This is a genomic window from Kitasatospora brasiliensis, from assembly GCF_032654805.1.
Lineage (GTDB): Bacteria > Actinomycetota > Actinomycetes > Streptomycetales > Streptomycetaceae > Kitasatospora > Kitasatospora brasiliensis.
On record NZ_JAUOOW010000001.1, the window covers coordinates 1,618,450 to 1,635,792 of the forward strand.

General features: G+C 73.3%; 15 protein-coding genes and 3 tRNA genes. 2 read left to right on the forward strand and 16 right to left on the reverse strand.

Annotated elements, in window-relative coordinates:
• Positions 1-32: 32 nt before the first annotated feature.
• From leuS to QWJ13_RS07465, 11 genes are all read right to left on the reverse strand, one after another.
• Positions 33-2,921, reverse strand: a complete 2,889-nt coding sequence (leuS, locus tag QWJ13_RS07415; protein WP_316521405.1) for a leucine--tRNA ligase — start codon at positions 2,919-2,921, stop codon at positions 33-35.
• Positions 2,922-3,256: 335 nt separating this feature from the next.
• Positions 3,257-4,552 carry an NsdA family TPR-like regulatory protein gene (locus tag QWJ13_RS07420; RefSeq protein ID WP_316521407.1) on the reverse strand — a complete coding sequence of 432 codons (1,296 nt, stop codon included), beginning with the start codon at positions 4,550-4,552 and terminating at the stop codon, positions 3,257-3,259.
• A 98-nt stretch (positions 4,553-4,650) separates the two neighbouring features.
• Positions 4,651-4,723: transfer RNA gene (locus QWJ13_RS07425), tRNA-Ala, on the reverse strand.
• 285 nt (positions 4,724-5,008) lie between these two features.
• A tRNA-Ala gene (locus tag QWJ13_RS07430) sits at positions 5,009-5,081 on the reverse strand.
• A gap of 43 nt (positions 5,082-5,124) precedes the next feature.
• Positions 5,125-5,197, reverse strand: a tRNA-Ala gene (locus QWJ13_RS07435).
• 167 nt (positions 5,198-5,364) lie between these two features.
• Positions 5,365-6,015 carry a histidine phosphatase family protein gene (locus QWJ13_RS07440; protein WP_316521726.1) on the reverse strand — a complete coding sequence of 217 codons (651 nt, stop codon included), beginning with the start codon at positions 6,013-6,015 and terminating at the stop codon, positions 5,365-5,367.
• A complete protein-coding gene (gene rsfS / locus QWJ13_RS07445; RefSeq protein WP_316521411.1) occupies positions 6,012-6,482 on the reverse strand; it encodes a ribosome silencing factor in 471 nt (156 codons plus the stop codon). The genes QWJ13_RS07440 and rsfS overlap by 4 nt, the downstream gene beginning before the upstream one ends.
• A gap of 148 nt (positions 6,483-6,630) precedes the next feature.
• Entirely contained in the window at positions 6,631-8,418 is a 1,788-nt protein-coding gene (locus QWJ13_RS07450) for an LCP family protein (RefSeq protein WP_316521413.1), read from the reverse strand.
• A 14-nt stretch (positions 8,419-8,432) separates the two neighbouring features.
• Positions 8,433-9,065 (reverse strand): nicotinate-nucleotide adenylyltransferase, encoded by a 633-nt coding sequence (nadD, locus tag QWJ13_RS07455; RefSeq protein ID WP_316521417.1) that lies wholly within the window; start codon positions 9,063-9,065, stop codon positions 8,433-8,435.
• Positions 9,066-9,212: 147 nt separating this feature from the next.
• On the reverse strand, positions 9,213-9,371 hold the full coding sequence (locus QWJ13_RS07460) for a hypothetical protein (RefSeq protein ID WP_316521419.1): 159 nt from the start codon (positions 9,369-9,371) through the stop codon (positions 9,213-9,215).
• A gap of 165 nt (positions 9,372-9,536) precedes the next feature.
• Entirely contained in the window at positions 9,537-9,683 is a 147-nt protein-coding gene (locus tag QWJ13_RS07465; RefSeq protein WP_316521422.1) for a hypothetical protein, read from the reverse strand.
• 291 nt (positions 9,684-9,974) lie between these two features.
• Here QWJ13_RS07465 and QWJ13_RS07470 point away from each other — a divergent pair, with 291 nt between their 5' ends.
• The gene (locus QWJ13_RS07470; protein WP_316521424.1) at positions 9,975-11,048 is read left to right on the forward strand and encodes a M48 family metallopeptidase; all 1,074 of its coding nucleotides are present in this window, start codon (positions 9,975-9,977) and stop codon (positions 11,046-11,048) included.
• A gap of 85 nt (positions 11,049-11,133) precedes the next feature.
• Here the strand turns inward: QWJ13_RS07470 and QWJ13_RS07475 are convergent, their stop codons facing one another.
• The 5 genes from QWJ13_RS07475 to proB all read right to left on the reverse strand — a co-directional run bounded on the left by QWJ13_RS07475 (position 11,134) and on the right by proB (position 16,200).
• Positions 11,134-12,195 carry an SCO2583 family membrane protein gene (locus QWJ13_RS07475; RefSeq protein WP_316521426.1) on the reverse strand — a complete coding sequence of 354 codons (1,062 nt, stop codon included), beginning with the start codon at positions 12,193-12,195 and terminating at the stop codon, positions 11,134-11,136.
• Positions 12,196-12,292: 97 nt separating this feature from the next.
• Positions 12,293-12,877, reverse strand: coding sequence for an SCO2584 family spore wall biosynthesis protein (locus QWJ13_RS07480; RefSeq protein ID WP_316521429.1), 585 nt, complete (start codon positions 12,875-12,877; stop codon positions 12,293-12,295).
• Between the two features lie 90 nt (positions 12,878-12,967).
• Positions 12,968-14,287 (reverse strand): glutamate-5-semialdehyde dehydrogenase, encoded by a 1,320-nt coding sequence (locus tag QWJ13_RS07485; protein ID WP_316521430.1) that lies wholly within the window; start codon positions 14,285-14,287, stop codon positions 12,968-12,970.
• Positions 14,288-14,363: 76 nt separating this feature from the next.
• The gene (locus QWJ13_RS07490) at positions 14,364-14,888 is read right to left on the reverse strand and encodes a DUF8830 family protein (RefSeq protein WP_316521432.1); all 525 of its coding nucleotides are present in this window, start codon (positions 14,886-14,888) and stop codon (positions 14,364-14,366) included.
• 175 nt (positions 14,889-15,063) lie between these two features.
• Entirely contained in the window at positions 15,064-16,200 is a 1,137-nt protein-coding gene (proB, locus tag QWJ13_RS07495) for a glutamate 5-kinase (RefSeq protein WP_316521435.1), read from the reverse strand.
• Between the two features lie 310 nt (positions 16,201-16,510).
• Here proB and QWJ13_RS07500 point away from each other — a divergent pair, with 310 nt between their 5' ends.
• Positions 16,511-17,269 carry a hypothetical protein gene (locus QWJ13_RS07500; RefSeq protein WP_316521436.1) on the forward strand — a complete coding sequence of 253 codons (759 nt, stop codon included), beginning with the start codon at positions 16,511-16,513 and terminating at the stop codon, positions 17,267-17,269.
• The last annotated feature ends 74 nt before the right edge of the window (positions 17,270-17,343 follow it).

The window sequence follows — 17,343 nt, forward strand, 5'->3', positions numbered from 1 at the left end:
CGCCCGCCCGCTCACTCCCGCGACAGCCGCACTCAGCCGGTGACGATGTTCACCAGCTTCGGCGCCCGCGCGATCACCTTGCGCACCTCGGCCCCGCCGATCGCCGCGACGACCACCGGCTCCGCCAGCGCCAGCGCCTCCAGCTCGGCGTCCGAGATGCCCGGCGAGACCTCCAGCCGCGCCTTGACCTTGCCCTTGATCTGGACCACGCAGGTCACCGTCTCGTCCACCACGTACGCCGGGTCGGCGACCGGGTAGTCGGTGTGCGCCAGCGAGTCGCCGTGGCCCAGGCGGCGCCACAGCTCCTCGGCGATGTGCGGGGCCAGCGGCGCGACCATCAGCACCAGCTGCTCGGCCACCGCCCGCGGCGTGGAGCCGCGCTTGACCAGGAAGTTGTTCAGCTCGATGGCCTTGGCGACGGCCGTGTTGAAGCGCAGCCCGGCCATGTCGCCGCGGATGCCGTCGATCGCCTTGTGCAGGGCGCGCAGCGTCGCCTCGTCCGGCTCCTCCTCGGTGACGACCAGCTCGCCGGTGGCCTCCGAGACGACGTTGCGCCACAGGCGCTGGAGGAAGCGGTACGAGCCGACGACGGCGCGGGTGTCCCACGGGCGGGAAACGTCCAGCGGGCCCATCGACATCTCGTACAGGCGCAGCGTGTCGGCGCCGTACTCGTCGGCGATGTCGTCCGGCGCGACGGCGTTCTTCAGGGACTTGCCCATCTTCCCGGCCTCGCGCTTGACCGGCTCGCCCTGCCAGGAGTAGGTGCCGTCGCGCTCCTCGACCTCGGCGGCGGGCACCGGGAAGCCGCGCTCGTCGCGGTAGACGTCGGCGGTGATCATGCCCTGGTTGAACAGCTTGTGGAACGGCTCGACGGACGAGACGTGGCCCAGGTCGTGCAGCACCTTGTGCCAGAAGCGCGCGTACAGCAGGTGCAGCACGGCGTGCTCGGCGCCGCCGACGTACAGGTCGGCGCCGCCGGCCGGCTTGTTCTCCGTCGGGCCCAGCCAGTACTTCTCGTTGGCCGGGTCGACGACCGCCGAGGAGTTCGCCGGGTCGACGTAGCGCAGCTCGTACCAGCAGGAGCCGGCCCAGTTGGGCATGGTGTTGGTCTCGCGGCGGTACTTCTTCACGCCGTCGCCCAGGTCGAGTTCGACGTTGACCCAGGCCTCGTTGCGCGACAGCGGGGTCTCCGGCGAGGAGCTGGAGTCGTACGCGTCGAAGGTGCGCGGCGAGTAGTCGTCGACCTCGGGGACCTCGACCGGCAGCATCGACTCGGGCAGCGCGTGCATGACGCCGTCCTCGTCGTAGACGATCGGGAAGGGCTCGCCCCAGTACCGCTGGCGGCTGAACAGCCAGTCGCGCAGGCGGTAGTTGACGGTGCCCTCGCCGATGCCGCGCTCGGCCAGCCAGGCGGTGGCGGCGGCCTTGGCGTCGACGACGCTCAGGCCGTCCAGGGACAGGTCCCCTTCGGAGCGCGCCGAGTTGACGATGACGGAGTCGTAGGTGTCGAAGGCGTCGTCCCACTCGGCCGGGTCCGAGCCGCGCCCGTCGGTGGGCTCGACGACGCAGCGCATCGGCAGCGCGAAGGCGCGGGCGAAGGCGAAGTCGCGGTGGTCGTGGGCGGGGACGGCCATGATGGCGCCGGTGCCGTAGCCCATCAGCACGTAGTCGGCGATGAACACCGGGACGGGCGCGCCGCTGACCGGGTTGACGGCGTAGGCGCCGGTGAAGACGCCGGTCTTGACCTTGGCCTCGACCTGCCGCTCGACGTCCGACTTGGCGGCGGCCGTGGCGCGGTAGGCGGCGACGGCCTCGGCGGGGGTGGCGGCGCCGCCGGTCCACTCGGCGGGGACGCCCTCGGGCCAGGCGGCGGGGACGATCGAGTCGACCAGGCCGTGCTCGGGGGCCAGCACCATGTAGGTGGCGCCGAACAGGGTGTCGGGCCGGGTGGTGAAGACGGTGATCTTCCGGTCGCCGGGGGCGGCGAAGTCGACCCGGGCGCCCTCGGAGCGTCCGATCCAGTTGCGCTGCTGGAGCTTGATGGCCTCGGGCCAGTCCAGCAGGTCCAGGTCCTCGATCAGCCGGTCCGAGTACGCGGTGATGCGCATCATCCACTGGCGCAGGTTGGACTTGAACACCGGGAAGTTGCCGCGCTCGGAGCGGCCGTCCGCGGTGACCTCCTCGTTGGCCAGCACGGTGCCCAGGCCGGGGCACCAGTTGACCGGCACCTCCTTGGCGTACGCCAGGCGGTACTCGCCCAGTACCTCGTCGCGCTCGGCGGCGGACAGCTCGGCCCAGGCGCGGCCGCCCGGCACCTCGCGCTCGCCGGACTCGAAGGCGGCGACCAGTTCGGCGATCGGACGGGCCTTGCGGGCGGCCTCGTCGTACCAGGAGTTGAAGATCTGGAGGAAGATCCACTGGGTCCAGCGGTAGTACTCCGGGTCGATCGTGGAGATCGAGCGGCGCGGGTCGTGGCCCAGGCCCAGCCGGCGCAGCTGGTGGCGCATGTTGGCGATGTTCGCCTCGGTGGAGACCCGCGGGTGGGTGCCGGTCTGCACCGCGTACTGCTCGGCGGGCAGGCCGAAGGCGTCGTAGCCCAGCGTGTGCAGCACGTTGTGGCCGGTCATCCGCTGGTAGCGGGCGAAGACGTCGGTGGCGATGTAGCCCAGCGGGTGGCCGACGTGCAGGCCCGCACCCGAGGGGTACGGGAACATGTCCATGATGAAGCTGTGCGGCTTCGCGGCGACGTCACCGGCCGCCGGGTCCGCCAGCGCACCGGTGGGGTTGGGGGCGTGGAAGGTGCCCTCCTTCTCCCAGATGTCCTGCCAGCGGGACTCGATCTCGGCCGCCAGCGCGGCGCTGTACCGGAACGGCTCGGTCGCGGTCTCGGCCGCGCCGGAGGCAGGGGTCGTCTCGCTCATGGTCCTTCAAGCTCCATCGATGTCGGTTGGCGAACCGCACAGGCGGCCGGCCCGTGGACCCGGCCCGGGACGGGGGCGGGGCGGAAAACAAAAAATCCCCTCGCAGGAGGGGACGCCACGCCGACTCCGGCACCGCCCGAGGGCGCAGCCGGTCCTGGTCAGCGCGGCCGGCTAAGGAGCAGGCGCACGGTTCGCATGGGCTCAGGGTACCGCAAGCCGCTCGGCGGGCTGCGGGGCGGACCTCGGCGACCGCCGCACGGGGCCGGGCAGGGCCGCACCAGGCCGTACGGGCCGCACAGGGCGCACCAAGAACCCCACCGCGCACGCCAGGGGCCCTATCGCCCCGCGGCCCGCCCCGCCGCGTCGAACTCCCGCAGCGCCTTCGCCAGCCGCTCGGACTGCATCCCCGCCGCGAGGGAGCGCGCCAGCGCCGCGGTGCGGGCCGCCTCCCGCTGGTCGCCGAGCCTGCGGTGGGCCTCGGCGAGGCGCACCATCAGCAGCGCCTTGGAGCGGGCCCGCCCCGGCCCGAGCCCGGCCACGGCCTCGGCGAGCAGCACCTTGGCCAGCCGGTGCTGGCCGAGCGCCAGCCGCCCCTCCCCCACCATTCCGGCGAGGTCGGCCCGGGCCTCCTCGGTGCCGGGCAGGCCGTCCAGTTCGGCGAAGGCCCGGGCGGCGGCGGCCTCGGCCTGCGCGGCCTCGGCCCGGCGGCCGTAGGCGCGGGCGAGCCGGCCGAGCTGCCGGGCCCGGGCGGTGGGGCTGAGCGCGGCGCCGTGGGTGTCCAGGGCCTTCGCGAGGGCGGAGACGGCGTCCAGTCCGCGCCCGCCGGGGCCCTGGGTGGCGAGTACGACGAGCGCGCCGAGCACCGCGACGCCGAGCCGGGCGTCGCCGCTGACGTGGGCTGCGCGCAGCGCGGCGACGAAGGCGCGCTGGGCGGCGGCGTCGTGGCCGAGGTCGTACGCGGCCCAGCCGGCCAGCCGGGCGAGTCTGCTGGCGGTGCCGTACAGCTCGCGGCCGAGTCGTTCGTCGTACGCGCCGAGTTCCAGCAGCTTGGCCAGCATGGCGAGTTCGGCCCGGGCGGGGCCGAGGACGAGGCCGCCGCCGCAGGAGCGTTCGAGTTTCTGCTTGCTGCGGTAGGACAGGCCGAGTTCACCGACGAGTCCGGGTTCGACGCGCAGCGCGCCCTCACCGCCGCCGACGGGTGGTGGCGGGGAGTCGAGGCGGGCGGCGGCCTGGTCGAGGTCGGCACTGCGGAACAGGTCGGTGAGGCGGACCGGGCCGGCGTCGGTGGCGGCCTCGCGCAGCGCGGTCTGGGCGGTGTCGGCGGTCCACGGGTCGGTGAGCAGCCGGGGCGAGAGGATCTTGGCGCCGCGGTGGCCGCCCATCCGGCCCCAGAGCTGTTCGTAGGTGACGGCTATGCCGAGGGTGCGGCTGAGCACTTCGCAGACGGCCTGGTCGTGCGGGCTGCGCGGCACCATGCCGCGGTCGCGCCACTTGTACGGGGCGGTGGAGCTGATGGCCAGGCCCGGCGGCAGGGCGAGGCTCACCTCGCGGGCGAGCCGTTCCGGACTCCAGCCGAGCTGGTGGAGTATCCGGGCCAGTTCCTCGTTCCGCCTTCGCTCCAGATCGGCCATGGCACGACGGTAGCGGGATTCAGGGCGCTTGGACCGGTGGCGCGTGCAGAACGGCGAAGAGCCGCCCCCCGTTTCCGGGAGGCGGCTCTCGACTGCTGTGGAGCTATGGGGAATTGAACCCCAGACCTCTTGCATGCCATGCAAGCGCTCTACCAACTGAGCTATAGCCCCTTGACCTGCTTCGCCGCCGTGGTTCCCGGTTGTTTCCGGCCGTTTCCCTCGGCGACATCGACTACTTTACACGGTCCGGGGCGTGCTTCTGAAATCCGCGCCCCCGAGGCCCCGTCAGGGCTCCCCCGGGGCCCGTCCCGCACGCCTCGCACGCCTCGCGCACCCCCACCGCCCGACCACCGAAGCGCCGGAACACCGAAGCGCCGAAGCCTGGAAGCACCCGACCGCCCACGCCCAAACGCCGGAAGGCCGCCACCCCTTGGGTGACGGCCTTCCGAACTGCTGTGGAGCTATGGGGAATTGAACCCCAGACCTCTTGCATGCCATGCAAGCGCTCTACCAACTGAGCTATAGCCCCGCGACACGGACGACCCTGGCTGACCACGACCGCCGATGCGGAGTGGAGCTATGGGGAATTGAACCCCAGACCTCTTGCATGCCATGCAAGCGCTCTACCAACTGAGCTATAGCCCCGCACTCACCGGATCTCCCGCTTCCCTTTCGGGCCGCGTTCCTTCCCTGCGAACAAGGAAGACTTTAGCTGGTCAGAGCCGGAACTGTGAAATCCGCTCCCCCGGGCCCCGCCGAGGGCCCCTGAGGGCCCCCGGCACCCGGTGCCGCCCGAGCCGGTTCGACCCGGGTCAGGTGTCGTCGCCGATGACCGGCTGCGGGAGGGTTCCCGCGTTGTGCTCCAGCAGGCGCCAGCCGCGCGAGCCGTGGCCGAGCACCGACCAGCAGCAGTTGGACAGCCCGCCGAAGCGCTCCCAGTGGGCCGGCTCCAGGTCGAGCAGCCGCCCGAGCATGGTGCGGATCGTCCCGCCGTGGCTGACCACGACGAGCGTGCCGTCCTCCGGGAGCTTGGCGACGGCCTCCAGCACCACCGGCACCGAGCGGTCGGCGACCTCGGTGGCCAGCTCGCCCCCACCGCCGCGCCGCACCGGCTCGCCGGCCGACCACGCCTCGTACTCCTCCGGGAAGCGCTCGCGGATCTCGGTGTGGGTCAGGCCCTGCCAGGAGCCCGCGTAGGTCTCCCGCAGGCCCTCGTGGTGCTGCACGTCGAGCCCGGTGACCTCGGCCAGCTCGGCGGCGGTGCGCCGGGCGCGCTGGAGGTCCGAGGAGATCAGCAGGTCCGGACGGAGCCCGGAGAGCAGCCGGGCCGCCCGCTGGGCCTGGAGGACGCCCTGGCCGGTCAGCTCGATGTCCGTGGTGCCCTGGAAGCGCGATTCGAGGTTCCAGGAGGTCTGGCCGTGCCGCCAGAAGACGATGCGCGGACCGCGCGGACCCCGGCTCAGTGCAGGTCCTCGGGCTTGCCGAAGTCGTCGGCGGGGGCGTCGACGGGGGCGATGGCGTTGCCGGCCTCGTCGGTGTGGGCGTCCGGGCGGTTGCGCGACTCCAGGGCGTCGGCGGGCAGCGGCAGCTCGGGGCAGTCCTTCCAGAGCCGGTCCAGCGAGTAGAAGGAGCGCTCCTCGGAGTGCTGGACGTGCACGACGATGTCCAGGTAGTCGAGCAGGATCCAACGGCCCTCGCGCTCGCCCTCGCGGCGCACCGGCTTGATGTCCAGCTGCTCGCGCAGCTGGTCCTCGATCTCCTCGGCGATGGAGCGGACCTGGCGGTCGTTGTTCGCGGAGGCGATCAGGAAGGCGTCGGTGATCGACAGCACCTCGCTGACGTCGAAGGCGATGATGTTGTGCGCGAGCTTGTCGGCCGCCGCCTGCGCGGCGACGGTGATGAGCTGCTGGCTGTGGTCGGTGACGGTCACGGTGTTCTTCCGGCTCGGCGGCTTTGGGGCGCCCCGGCGCGCGGCCGGGGTCGCCTTCCAGGATCTCACGCCGCTCGGGCGGCCCAGGAACCGTTTTTTCCACGCCCCCGGGGGCCGCCACGGGCCCCCGGGGGCGTCCGCCGCCGTCCTACTGGTTCTTCGGCGGCTGGTAGTCCTTGCCGAGCACGACCAGCAGGTCCGCGTTCTGGGTGTCGCCGGTCACCTTCTTCACCGCCGTCTCCGGCAGCCCGAGGCTGGTCGCCAGGGACTTCGCCGCGCCCTGCCGGGTGTCGTCGGTGTAGCGGATCTCACTGGTGGCCTGCGGGGCCGCCTTGGTCCCGCCCGGGATGAACGTCAGGCCGGAGTTGACGATCTGGACCTGCGCGGCGGCGGCCGCCGCGTCGTTGCCGCCGGCGTCCTGGAGCGCGACCCGGGCCGGGGCGTCGCCGGCGGCCGCGGACTTCACGGTGCCACCCAGGACGTCCTTGACCTGCTTGCCCGCGGTCGCCTCGTCCAGGCTGCCGTCCGGCTTGACGGTCAGCGCGGTGGTGCCGAAGTGGCCGTCCTTCGCCAGCTGGGCGAGCTGGGCGAGCACCCCGGCGAGGGCGTCCTCGGGCAGGGACGGGTCGAGCACCGCGTTCATCCGGTGCACGTCGTCCTTGGCCTCCTTGAAGTCGGTCGGCATGGTGCGCACCACCGCGTCCATGACCTGACCGAACCGGGCCAGCTGGGCGTCCCGGTTCTCGCCGGGCGCCTGCCAGGTGGCGTACGCGACCGCGGCCTTGCCGCTGAGCAGCGTGTTCTTCCCGGAGGCGGACAGCAGCTTGCCATCCGGCTTGCCACCCTCGTGGGTCTCGGCGTTGGTGTCCACCCGGACGCCGCCGAGCTGGGAGACCAGCAGTTCCAGGTACGGGGTGTCCAGCCGCCAGGTGCCGGCGACCGGGGCGCCGAGCACGGTGGACAGGCCCTCGCGGGTCGCCGAGGCGCCGACGCCGTCCATGGCCTGGCCGATCGTGGTGACCGGCGGGTCGCCGGGGCCGGGCAGCCGCAGGTTGTCGGGCAGCAGCAGCACCGTGCCCTTCTTTCCGGCGGCGTCGTTGACCAGCAGCGCGCTGGACACCTTGCCCTGGAGGTCGCGCAGGTGGACGACGCTGACCTGGCGCTTGCCGGCCGCGGCGGCGGCGGTGGTCGGCTTGCCGCCGGTGAGGAACAGGTAGCCGCCGACACCGCCGGCCGCGAGCGCCACCACCACGCCGAGGCCGATCAGCCGGTTGCGCAGCTTGCGGCGGCGCTCGGCGCGCACCTCGCTGCGGGACTCGGCGAACTTCAGCCAGTCGATGACGTCCTCGGTCTCCTCCGCCTCTTCGTCGACGAAGGTGAACTCACCCGTGGTGTAGCTGTCCTTGGGCGCCTTGCTCCCGGGCTTCCCGGCCCGCGCCCCGGCGACCTGCTCGGACGGCGGCTCGGCCTTGGCCGGCGCCGCCTCGGCGGGCCTGGGCACCCGGGGCCGCGACGGCGCGGGGTCGGGGGCAGTGGGAGCGGCGGCCTCGGCAGGCGCCGACGGCTCGGCGACGGCCGGGGCGGCGGCCTGGTACGGCTGCGGCTGCTGGTAGCCCTGGTACCCCTGCTGCTGGTAGCCGTACGGGTCCTGCCCGTAGACCGGCTGCCCGTACTGGTCGTACTGCTGCGGCTGCTCGTACGGCTGGGTCTGCTGCGGGAACTGCGGGAACTGCCCGGTCTGGCCGCCCTGTTGGTACCCGTCGTACCCCTGGTACCCCTGCTGCTGGTAGCCGTACGGGTCCTGCCCGTACACCGGCTGCCCGTACTGGTCGTACTGCTGCGGCTGTTGTTGCTGCTGCTGGTGGTCCTGGTACGGCTGCTGGTACTGCCCGGTGGACCAGTCCTGCGGCTGCCGGCCGTCGCTGCGATCAGTCATGCACCGCTCCTGGATCAGTCCCCGTGCGGCGCGTACAGCGCCCGCTTGTCGATGTAGCGGACCACGCCGTCCGGGACGAGGTACCAGACCGGCTCGCCCTTGGCGACGCGGTTGCGGCAGTCCGTGGAGGAGATGGCCAGCGCCGGGACTTCTATCAGGGAGACCCCGCCCACCGGAAGCCCGGCGTCCGTCAGGGTGTGCCCGGGGCGGGTGCATCCGATGAAGTGGGCCAGCGAGAAGAGCTCGTCGGAGTCGTGCCAGGAGAGGATCTGGGCGAGCGCGTCGGCGCCGGTGATGAAGAAGAGGTCGGCGTCCGGGTGCAGGGCGTGCAGGTCGCGCAGGGTGTCGACGGTGTACGTCGGGCCCTCGCGGTCGATGTCGATCCGACTGACCGAGAACTGCGGGTTCTCGGCGGTCGCGATGACCGTCATCAGGTAGCGGTCCTCGGCCGCGGTGACGTGGCGGTCGGTCTTCTGCCACGGCTGCCCGGTCGGCACGAAGATCACCTCGTCCAGGTGGAACGCGCTCGCGACCTCACTGGCGGCGACGAGGTGGCCGTGGTGGATCGGGTCGAAGGTGCCGCCCATCACGCCGAGGCGCTTCTTCACCGGTTCCGGTCCGCCGGGATTCCCGGCCTGCTCTCCCATGCCGCCACACCTTACGCGACGCCCGTTACGGTGCGGGAACGCCCGGGTGGGGGTCCTCCGCAGACCTGGTGGGGGTTGTCCGCAGACGCGTGAGGGAGCGGCCGGCCGGGTGGGCCGGACGCTCCCCGAGCGGTCCCAGGAGCCGGCTCAGCGGTCCCGGTTGAAGCGGGTGGTGATGAAGAGCAGGACCAGCAGGATGACCAGCGCGGCGCCACCGGTCAGGGCCGGGTTCAGACTGTCGTGGTTGCCCCCCTCGCCCTCGGCGAGCAGGTTCAGAACGGGGAGTGCGGCAGCAGTGCTCATCATGGTCGGCGGGACCTTCTCGGCTCGGTGGGACGGACCTGGGGTTCTTCCGGGCCGGTGAGGGCCCACCCGTCATCGTACGGGGGGTTACACCGCAACCGCTCGGCGGCCCACCGCCGCTGACCGGGTGTGAGCAGGGGCCGGGAGAAGGCCGCCGCGGGGCCCGGACTAGTCCTTCTTGAAGGCGCGGGCCATGATCCAGACCAGCAGGCCGACGCCCACGAAGGACGCGACCACGATGATCCGCAGGAACAGGCCCGGACCGGACTCGTCGGAGATGGGCGCGGCCAGGCTGACAAGCGCGTCGGTGGACATCTGCGGGGGCTCCTAGAACTGCTCGGTACCGCGGCCGGGTCCGGTCTCGGTCATCCAGGCCTCAGGGTAAACCGGCTTCACACCGGCGGCGCCCACCGGCCCCGGGTGGCGCACCGCGCCCGCCTCGAAGCGACGGAACCGCAGGTACCGGCGGGTGCGCGCCCGCGCGTACGCTGGCTCCGGGGACGAGTACGCAACCACGGACGTTGCACAGACAGTCGTTGCAGGCGAAGACCAGCGGGGGGCGGGCCAGCGGGCCGCGGCCGCCGTCGACCAGGAGGTACTCAGACCATGACCGACACGACCGCCAAGGCCCCGAGCCGCCGCCGCCAGCGCTTCCCCGACATCTCCACCCGGGCCTGGGAGCACCCCGCGGACCGCTCCGCCCTGGTCGCGCTGCGCAAGCTGACCGGCTTCGACGACATCCTGAAGAAGCTGGCCGGCCTGGTCTCCGAGCGGGCGATCCGGCTGATGTTCCTGGCCACCGCGGTGAAGACCTCCGAGCGCCAGTTCCCGGAGCTGCACGACATGGTCCGCGACGCCGCGTACGCGCTCGACCTGGAGAAGGTCCCGGACCTGTACGTCACCCAGGACCCGGCGGTCAACGCGTTCTGCATCGGCATCGACACCCCGATCATCGTGATCACCAGCGGCCTGATCGAGCTGCTCGACGAGGAGGAGCTGCGCTCGGTCATCGGCCACGAGGTCGGCCACGCGATGTCCGGCCACGCCGTCTACCGGACGATGCTGATGATCCTCACCAACATCGCCACCCGGATCGCCTGGGTGCCGCTCGGCAACCTGGCGATCACCGCGATCATCACCGCCCTCAAGGAGTGGTTCCGCAAGGCGGAGCTGTCCAGCGACCGGGCCGGCCTGCTCGCCGGGCAGGACCTCCAGGCGTCCATGCGGGCCCTGATGAAGCTGGCCGGCGGCCACAACCTGGCCGAGATGAACGTCGACGCCTTCCTGGAGCAGGCCGAGGAGTACGAGAGGGCCGGCGACCTGCGCGACGGCGTGCTCAAGGTGCTCCAGCTGCTGCCGCAGACCCACCCCTTCGCGGTGGTCCGGGTCGCCCAGCTGAAGAAGTGGTCGGAGAGCGACGACTACCGCTCGATCATGGCCGGCGCCTACCCGCGCCGCTCGGACGACCCGGACGCCTCGGTCGGCGAGCAGTGGAAGGCCGCCGCCGAGCACTACACGACCTCCGTCAAGGAGAGCAAGGACCCGCTGATGGGCCTGATCCGGGATGTCGCCGGCGGCGCCGCGACCGTCGGCGGCAAGCTCCGCGACACCTTCACCGGTGGCGGCAACAACCGCGGCGGCTCCTCGGGCAACGGCTCCTCGGAGCACGACGGCAGCTGACCCGCCGCTCCCGCGACGGCGGCCGGCGCCCACCCCGGGCACCGGCCGCCGCGTCGTCGCGGGCCCGACGGCCCCGGCCGCCTCCTCAGCTGCCCGCCAGCACCCCGCACACCTGCCAGCCGGGCCTGGCGTGGTTGCCCGGGTCCACCGGCGCCGGCTGCGCGACCGCCGCGCCCTGGGCGGTGGCCAGCACCGGTTGCAGGTAGCCCGCCGTCGAGGTGCCGCAGGGCTCAGGCCCGGCCTCCACCACCGAGTCCACCAGCCGCAGCTGCCCGGAGGCGAGGTCGGCCCGGTCGAACTCGAAGGTCAGCTGGCGCCGGACCGTCTCCAGGGTGACCGGCGCGCCGGCCGGGGCACCGGCCGGCTTCAGCGCGTAGACGAAGGTGTGGTCGGTGGTGATCTGCAAGGTCCCGCTGTCCGCCTCGTCGATCCGCATCGCGCCGGCCACCTTCACGGTGTTCGAGGCCAGCGCGACCTGTGTCGGGTCGAAGCGGACCATCCAGCCGGTCGCCGCGTGGTGCCGGTCGTCCACCGGCTGCGCCACGCTCGCGTCGAACTCGGCCTGCTCACCGGGCGTGACGAATTCCCGTACGCCCGCGGTGGCGCCCTGGACCAGCGTGGCCGGGGACAGCGAGGAGGCGACCAGGTAGCGCTGGACGGTGTCCAGCGCCTTGGCCACCTCGACCCGGCTGAAGTTCCCGGTGGCGGTCGCCGTCGGGGTGTTCAGCCCGATCGTGCCCTCCCCGTAGCCGGTGGCCAGCGCGGCGAACGGGTCCGCCGGGTCGGCGACCGGGTGGACGGCCGAAGCCGGGGCCAACGCGACCAGGCTGACGGTCAGTTGGCTGCCCTCGGGCCGCACCGCGGTGCCCTTCGGCGAGTTCACCCCGAAGTACACCGCCGTCCCGAGGGCGAGCAGGATGAGCAGCAGCAGCGCGAGCGCCTGGCGCGGGACCGTGCCCAGCGGACCGAGCCGCACCCGTGCCCGGGTGGCCTTGCCGTACGGGCCGGCCAGCCGCTCCCGGGCGGACAGTTCCTGGATCCGGGCAGCCCGCACGAACGATTCGTCGAACACGACGGACCGGAATTCGTCCTCGTTGCCGGAACCGCCCTCGGGCGTACCCTCAGGAGGCTCTCGCGGGTCACCCACACCACCAGGGTAGGCGGACACCAGCGCCACCACGAGGGGCCGGAACGCACATTCCCGGGAACGCTCCGTGACCGCGCGCCCGGGGCGTGCGCCGGCGCTAACCGGCCGGTGCGGTGACCACCAGCGGCGGCTCGGCCGGAGCCTGTCCCGGGTCGGCCCCGACGCTGCTGCTGCCGGACTCGGGCCGCCGGGGCGTGCCCGAGGAGCCGCCCACGCCCTGGTAGACCGCCGCGACGGCGACCGCCACCAGGCTCACGCCCATGATCACCGCGAGCACCCAGGCCACCGGCCGGTGCCAGCGCTGCTGCGCCACGTACCGGCCGCGGGCGCGCACCGGATCGTAGCCGCGCCGCCACCGGCGCCGACCCGGGCGGTCGCCCGCCCGATCCGGCCCCGACCAGGGATCGGGGTAGAGGTGGTCCGCGTCCAGTCCGCTCGGGTACGGGCGCAGCTCCAGCGGCACCCCGTCCCCGGCGGGGGCGTCATAGCCCCAGCCCGGGCCCGCGGCGTCCGGCTCGAACCGCGCCTCGGCGGCGGCGAGTCGCCGCTCCTTGGCGGTCGGCTCGTGCACGGCGGCGGACCGGACGAAAGCCTCATCGAAGACCACGGTGGCGAACTCGTCGTCCGCACCACCGTGGTCGGCGCCGTCGGGGTACGGCAAGCCCCCCACATCCTCAGCCACGGGATTCAGCGTATTACCGGCCGGGCGATTTGTCTGTGGCTCCTGCCAGTTGGTCCATCACACGTGTGACGGCCACCCCTGGGCCGTGGTTCAGCGCCCGGCCGCGTCCCCGCCCACGGTCTGCGTCCGCTCGCCCCGCACGTGCCCGTCACCAGTGACGATGTACTTGGTGCTGGTCAGCTCGGGCAGGCCCATCGGGCCGCGGGCGTGCAGCTTCTGGGTGGAGATGCCGATCTCCGCGCCGAAGCCGAACTCACTGCCGTCGGTGAACCGGGTGGAGGCGTTGACGGCCACCGTGGTGGAGTCCACCAGCTGGGTGAAGCGGCGGGCGGCGGCCTGCGAGGTGGTGACGATCGCCTCGGTGTGGCCGGAGGACCAGCGGCGGATGTGCGCGACGGCGGCGTCCAGCGACGGCACCACGGCGGCGGCCAGGTCCAGCGAGAGGTACTCGGCGCCCCAGTCCTCCTCGGTGGCCGGCAGCACGGTGGCCGCGCTGCCCTCAGCGGCCTTCAGCACCGCCTCGTCGCCGTGCACGGTCACCCCGGCCTCGGCGAGCGCGGCCAGCGCGAGCGGCAGGAAGGCGTCCGCGACGTCCTGGTGGACCAGCAGCGTCTCGGCCGCGTTGCAGACGCTGACCCGCTGCGCCTTGGAGTTGAGCAGGATGCCGACGGCCATCGCCAGGTCCGTCCGGGCGTCCACGTAGACGTGGCAGTTGCCGGTGCCGGTCTCGATCACGGGGACGGTCGAGCCCTCGACCACGGTGCGGATCAGCGAGGCGCCGCCGCGCGGGATCAGCACGTCGACGTAGCCGCGGGCACGCATCAGCTCCCGCACCGAGTCGCGGCTCTCCCCCGGCACCAGCTGGATCACGTCGGCGGGCAGCCCGGCCGCGGCGACGGCGTCGCGCAGCACGGCGACCAGCGCGGTGTTGGAGCGGTAGGCGGAGGCGGAGCCGCGCAGCAGCACCGCGTTGCCGGACTTGAGGCAGAGCGCGGCGGCGTCCGCGGTGACGTTCGGGCGGGCCTCGTAGATGATGCCGACCACGCCGAGCGGCACCCGGACCTGCCGCACGTCCAGGCCGTTGGGCAGGGTGTAGCCGCGCACCACCTCGCCGACCGGGTCGGGCAGGCCGGCCACGTCGCGCACGTCGGAGGCGATCGCGGCGACCCGCTCGTCGGTCAGGGTCAGCCGGTCGATCACCGACTCGGGCGTGCCGGCCGCGCGGGCCCTGGCCACGTCCTCGGCGTTGGCCGCGACGATCTCGGCGCTGCGGGCCACCAGCGCGTCCGCGATCGCCAGCAGCGCGGCGTCCTTGGCCCCGCGCGGCAGCGGGGCGAGCGCGGCGGCGGCCTCCCGGGCTCGGCGCGCTACGGCGAGGACGGGGCTGTCGGTGGCGAGATCGCTGGTCATGCGGCCTAGGGTAGCGACGCACCCGGCCCGGCCGTGCCGCATTTCGCCCGGTGAGACGCCGCCCCGTCGGCGCGGCTCAGTACGGGTGCACCCCGCCCAGGTGCGGCGGCGGATCGCCGAAGCCCTCCGCCACCCGCTTGTGGTATGTCGCCCGGTCGACCACCTCCAGCCCGACGATCTCCCAGGGCGGCAGGTTCGCGGTGACCTTGTGCTCGCCCCACAGCCGCAGCGCGATGGCCGCCGCGTCGTGCAGGTCCCGGGCCTGCTCCCAGTAGCGGATCTCGGCGTGGTCGGCCGCGTAACGGGCGGTCAGGAAGAACGAGTGGTCGTACGCCAGCTGCTCCAGCGAGGCGCGCAGCGAGGGCAGCGGGGTGACCTGCCCGGACACGCTCAGCACCACGTGCCACAGCCGCGCCTGCTCGGGGACGGTGGGCGGCTGGGGCGCCCGGTCGCGTTCGGGCCGCAGCCTGCGCACCCCGCCGGGCCTCTGCGGCGGCGGACCGGCCGGCTCGGCGGGCCCGTCCCCGCGTCCGCCGTCGATGCTGGTCAGCCGCCGGCCCGCCGTCCCTGCGGTCAGCGCTGCCTCGCGCCTGCGTTCCACCGGCGGCCTCCTGTTCGGCGATGTCCTGTCGTCCCCACCGGCCCCGCCGGCCCTCGGCCGACGGGGTGCGGCTGCGCCCCTCCTCGACCGCGGCCGGGCCGCTCCCGGCCGGAGCGGCCCGCCGTGCGCACCGCGCCGATCGGCCGGGCTGCCGGTGCCCGGCTGGCCGGCCCGGTCAGCCGCGCAGAACGACCAGGTCGTCGCGGTGGACGACCTCGCGCTCGTACGCGGCGCCGAGCTCCTGGGCCAGGTCGCGGGTGGACCGGCCGAGCAGGCGGGGCAACTCCCTCGCATCAAAGTTGACCAGTCCGCGAGCCACGATGTGGCCGTTTTCGCCAAGAAGGTCCACCGGATCACCCGCGGCGAACTCCCCGTCGACCTTGGTGACCCCGGCCGGCAGCAGCGAGGCGCCGCCGGAGACGACGGCCCGCACGGCGCCCTCGTCCAGGTGCAGCGACCCGCGCGGGCTGCTGGCGTGGGCCAGCCAGAGCAGCCGGTCGGAGGTGCGGCTGCCGGTGCGCAGGAAGAGCGTGCCGGTGGGCCGGCCGGCCAGCGCGTCGGCGGCCTGGCTGGCGGCGGTGAGCACCACCGGGATGCCGGCGCCGGTGGCGATCCGGGCCGCCTCGACCTTGGTGACCATGCCGCCGGTGCCGACCCCGGCCTTGCCGGCGCTGCCGATCTCGATGCCGTCGAGGTCCTGCGGGCCGCGTACCTCTGCGATCCGGCTGGTGCCTGGGCGGGAGGGGTCGCCGTCGTAGAGGCCGTCCACGTCGGAGAGCAGCACCAGCAGGTCGGCGCGGACCAGGTGGGCGACGAGGGCGGCGAGCCGGTCGTTGTCGCCGAACTTGATTTCGGCGGTGGCAACGGTGTCGTTCTCGTTGACGATCGGCATCGCGCCCATCGCCAGCAGCTGGTCCAGGGTGCGGTAGGCGTTGCGGTAGTGGGCGCGCCGGCTGGCGTCCTCGGCGGTGAGCAGCACCTGGCCGACGCGGATGCCGTACCGGGCGAAGGAGGCGGTGTACCGGGCGACGAGCAGGCCCTGTCCGACGCTGGCGGCGGCCTGCTGGCGGGCCAGGTCCTTGGGCCGGCGGTCCAGGCCGAGCGGGGCGAGGCCGGCGGCGATGGCGCCGGAGGAGACGAGCACGACCTCTGGCGCCTCGGGGCGGGCGCGCAGCTTGGCCAGCGCGTCCACCAGGGCGTCGACGCGGTCGGCGTCCAGGCCTCCGGCCGCCGTGGTCAGGGAGGAGGAGCCGACCTTGACAACGATCCGTCGTGCGGTCAGCACTTCCTCGCGCAGTGAGTCCTCGCTCATCTCGCTGTACGCCCTTCCGGTGTGGTGCGGGTGCGGCGGGCCGAACCCGGTCGTCGCCCCCGAAATCTACGCGATCCGCGCAGGTCACCCGTGGGGTGTTTCACCGGCTGGACCCGGGCTGGTCACGGCCTTGCCACAGCCGGTCGGGTCATCCGGATGGCTGGTATGGTCCCTGACCACAAGCCAGATCGGGGGACGGCTTCTTGCCCGCTGTGCCCGTGTCTTCGACCCTTCCTGTCACGACGGGTGGCGCCGCACTGGGCAAAGGCCGGCAACGGTCGCGGCCGCGCGCCCAGGAGAAAAGCGCATCATGCGTTCGTACACCACCAAGCTGACCGTCGCCGCGCTCGCCGCGGCCACCGCCCTGTCGCTCGCGGCCTGCGGCCCGGACAACGCGGACTCGGACACTCCGGCCGGTACCGGCGGCGCCGCCGGCGCGGCTCCGGCCGCGACGGGCGCGGCTCCGACCCAGAGCGGTGCGGCCCCGGGGGCCACCGCCGGCGGCGCGGCCGGCGGTTCGACCGCGGCCCCCTCGGGTGCGGCCTCTTCGGGTGCGGCGACCGGCGGTGCGGCCGGTGCCGCGGGGGGCGGCGCCGGGGGCGGGGCCGTTCCGGCGGCCACCACCAGCGTGAAGTTCGGCCAGAGCGCCACCGTGGACTTCGCCGACAAGACCTCGAAGGTCGCCACCAAGCTGGAGATCACCGTCACCGGGGTCGAGGTCGGCTCGCTCCAGGAGCTGACCGCCGCCAAGGTCACCACCGCCGGCCTGGAAGGCCGCACCCCGATGTACGTCAGCTACACCATCAAGAACCTCGGGGACGCGAGCCTCTCCTTCACCGCTCCGGACTCGAAGTTCGTCCTCTTCGACAACACCGGCAAGAAGGGCATCAACGCCGCGACCGCCGCCACCCCGCTGCCCAAGTGCACCGGCGCGAAGTTCCAGGGTGTGACCAAGGGCACCGAGGTCAAGGGCTGCACCATCATCGCCACCACCGGGACCGCCCCGGTCGCGGTCGGCTACACCGACCTGACCGACCTGCTGAAGCTCCAGGCCTCCTGGGCGAAGTGACGCCCCGTCACCCCTGAGCGCGCGGACGGCCCCCGCCACCTGTCGAGGTGGCGGGGGCCGTCCGGTGTGCGGCG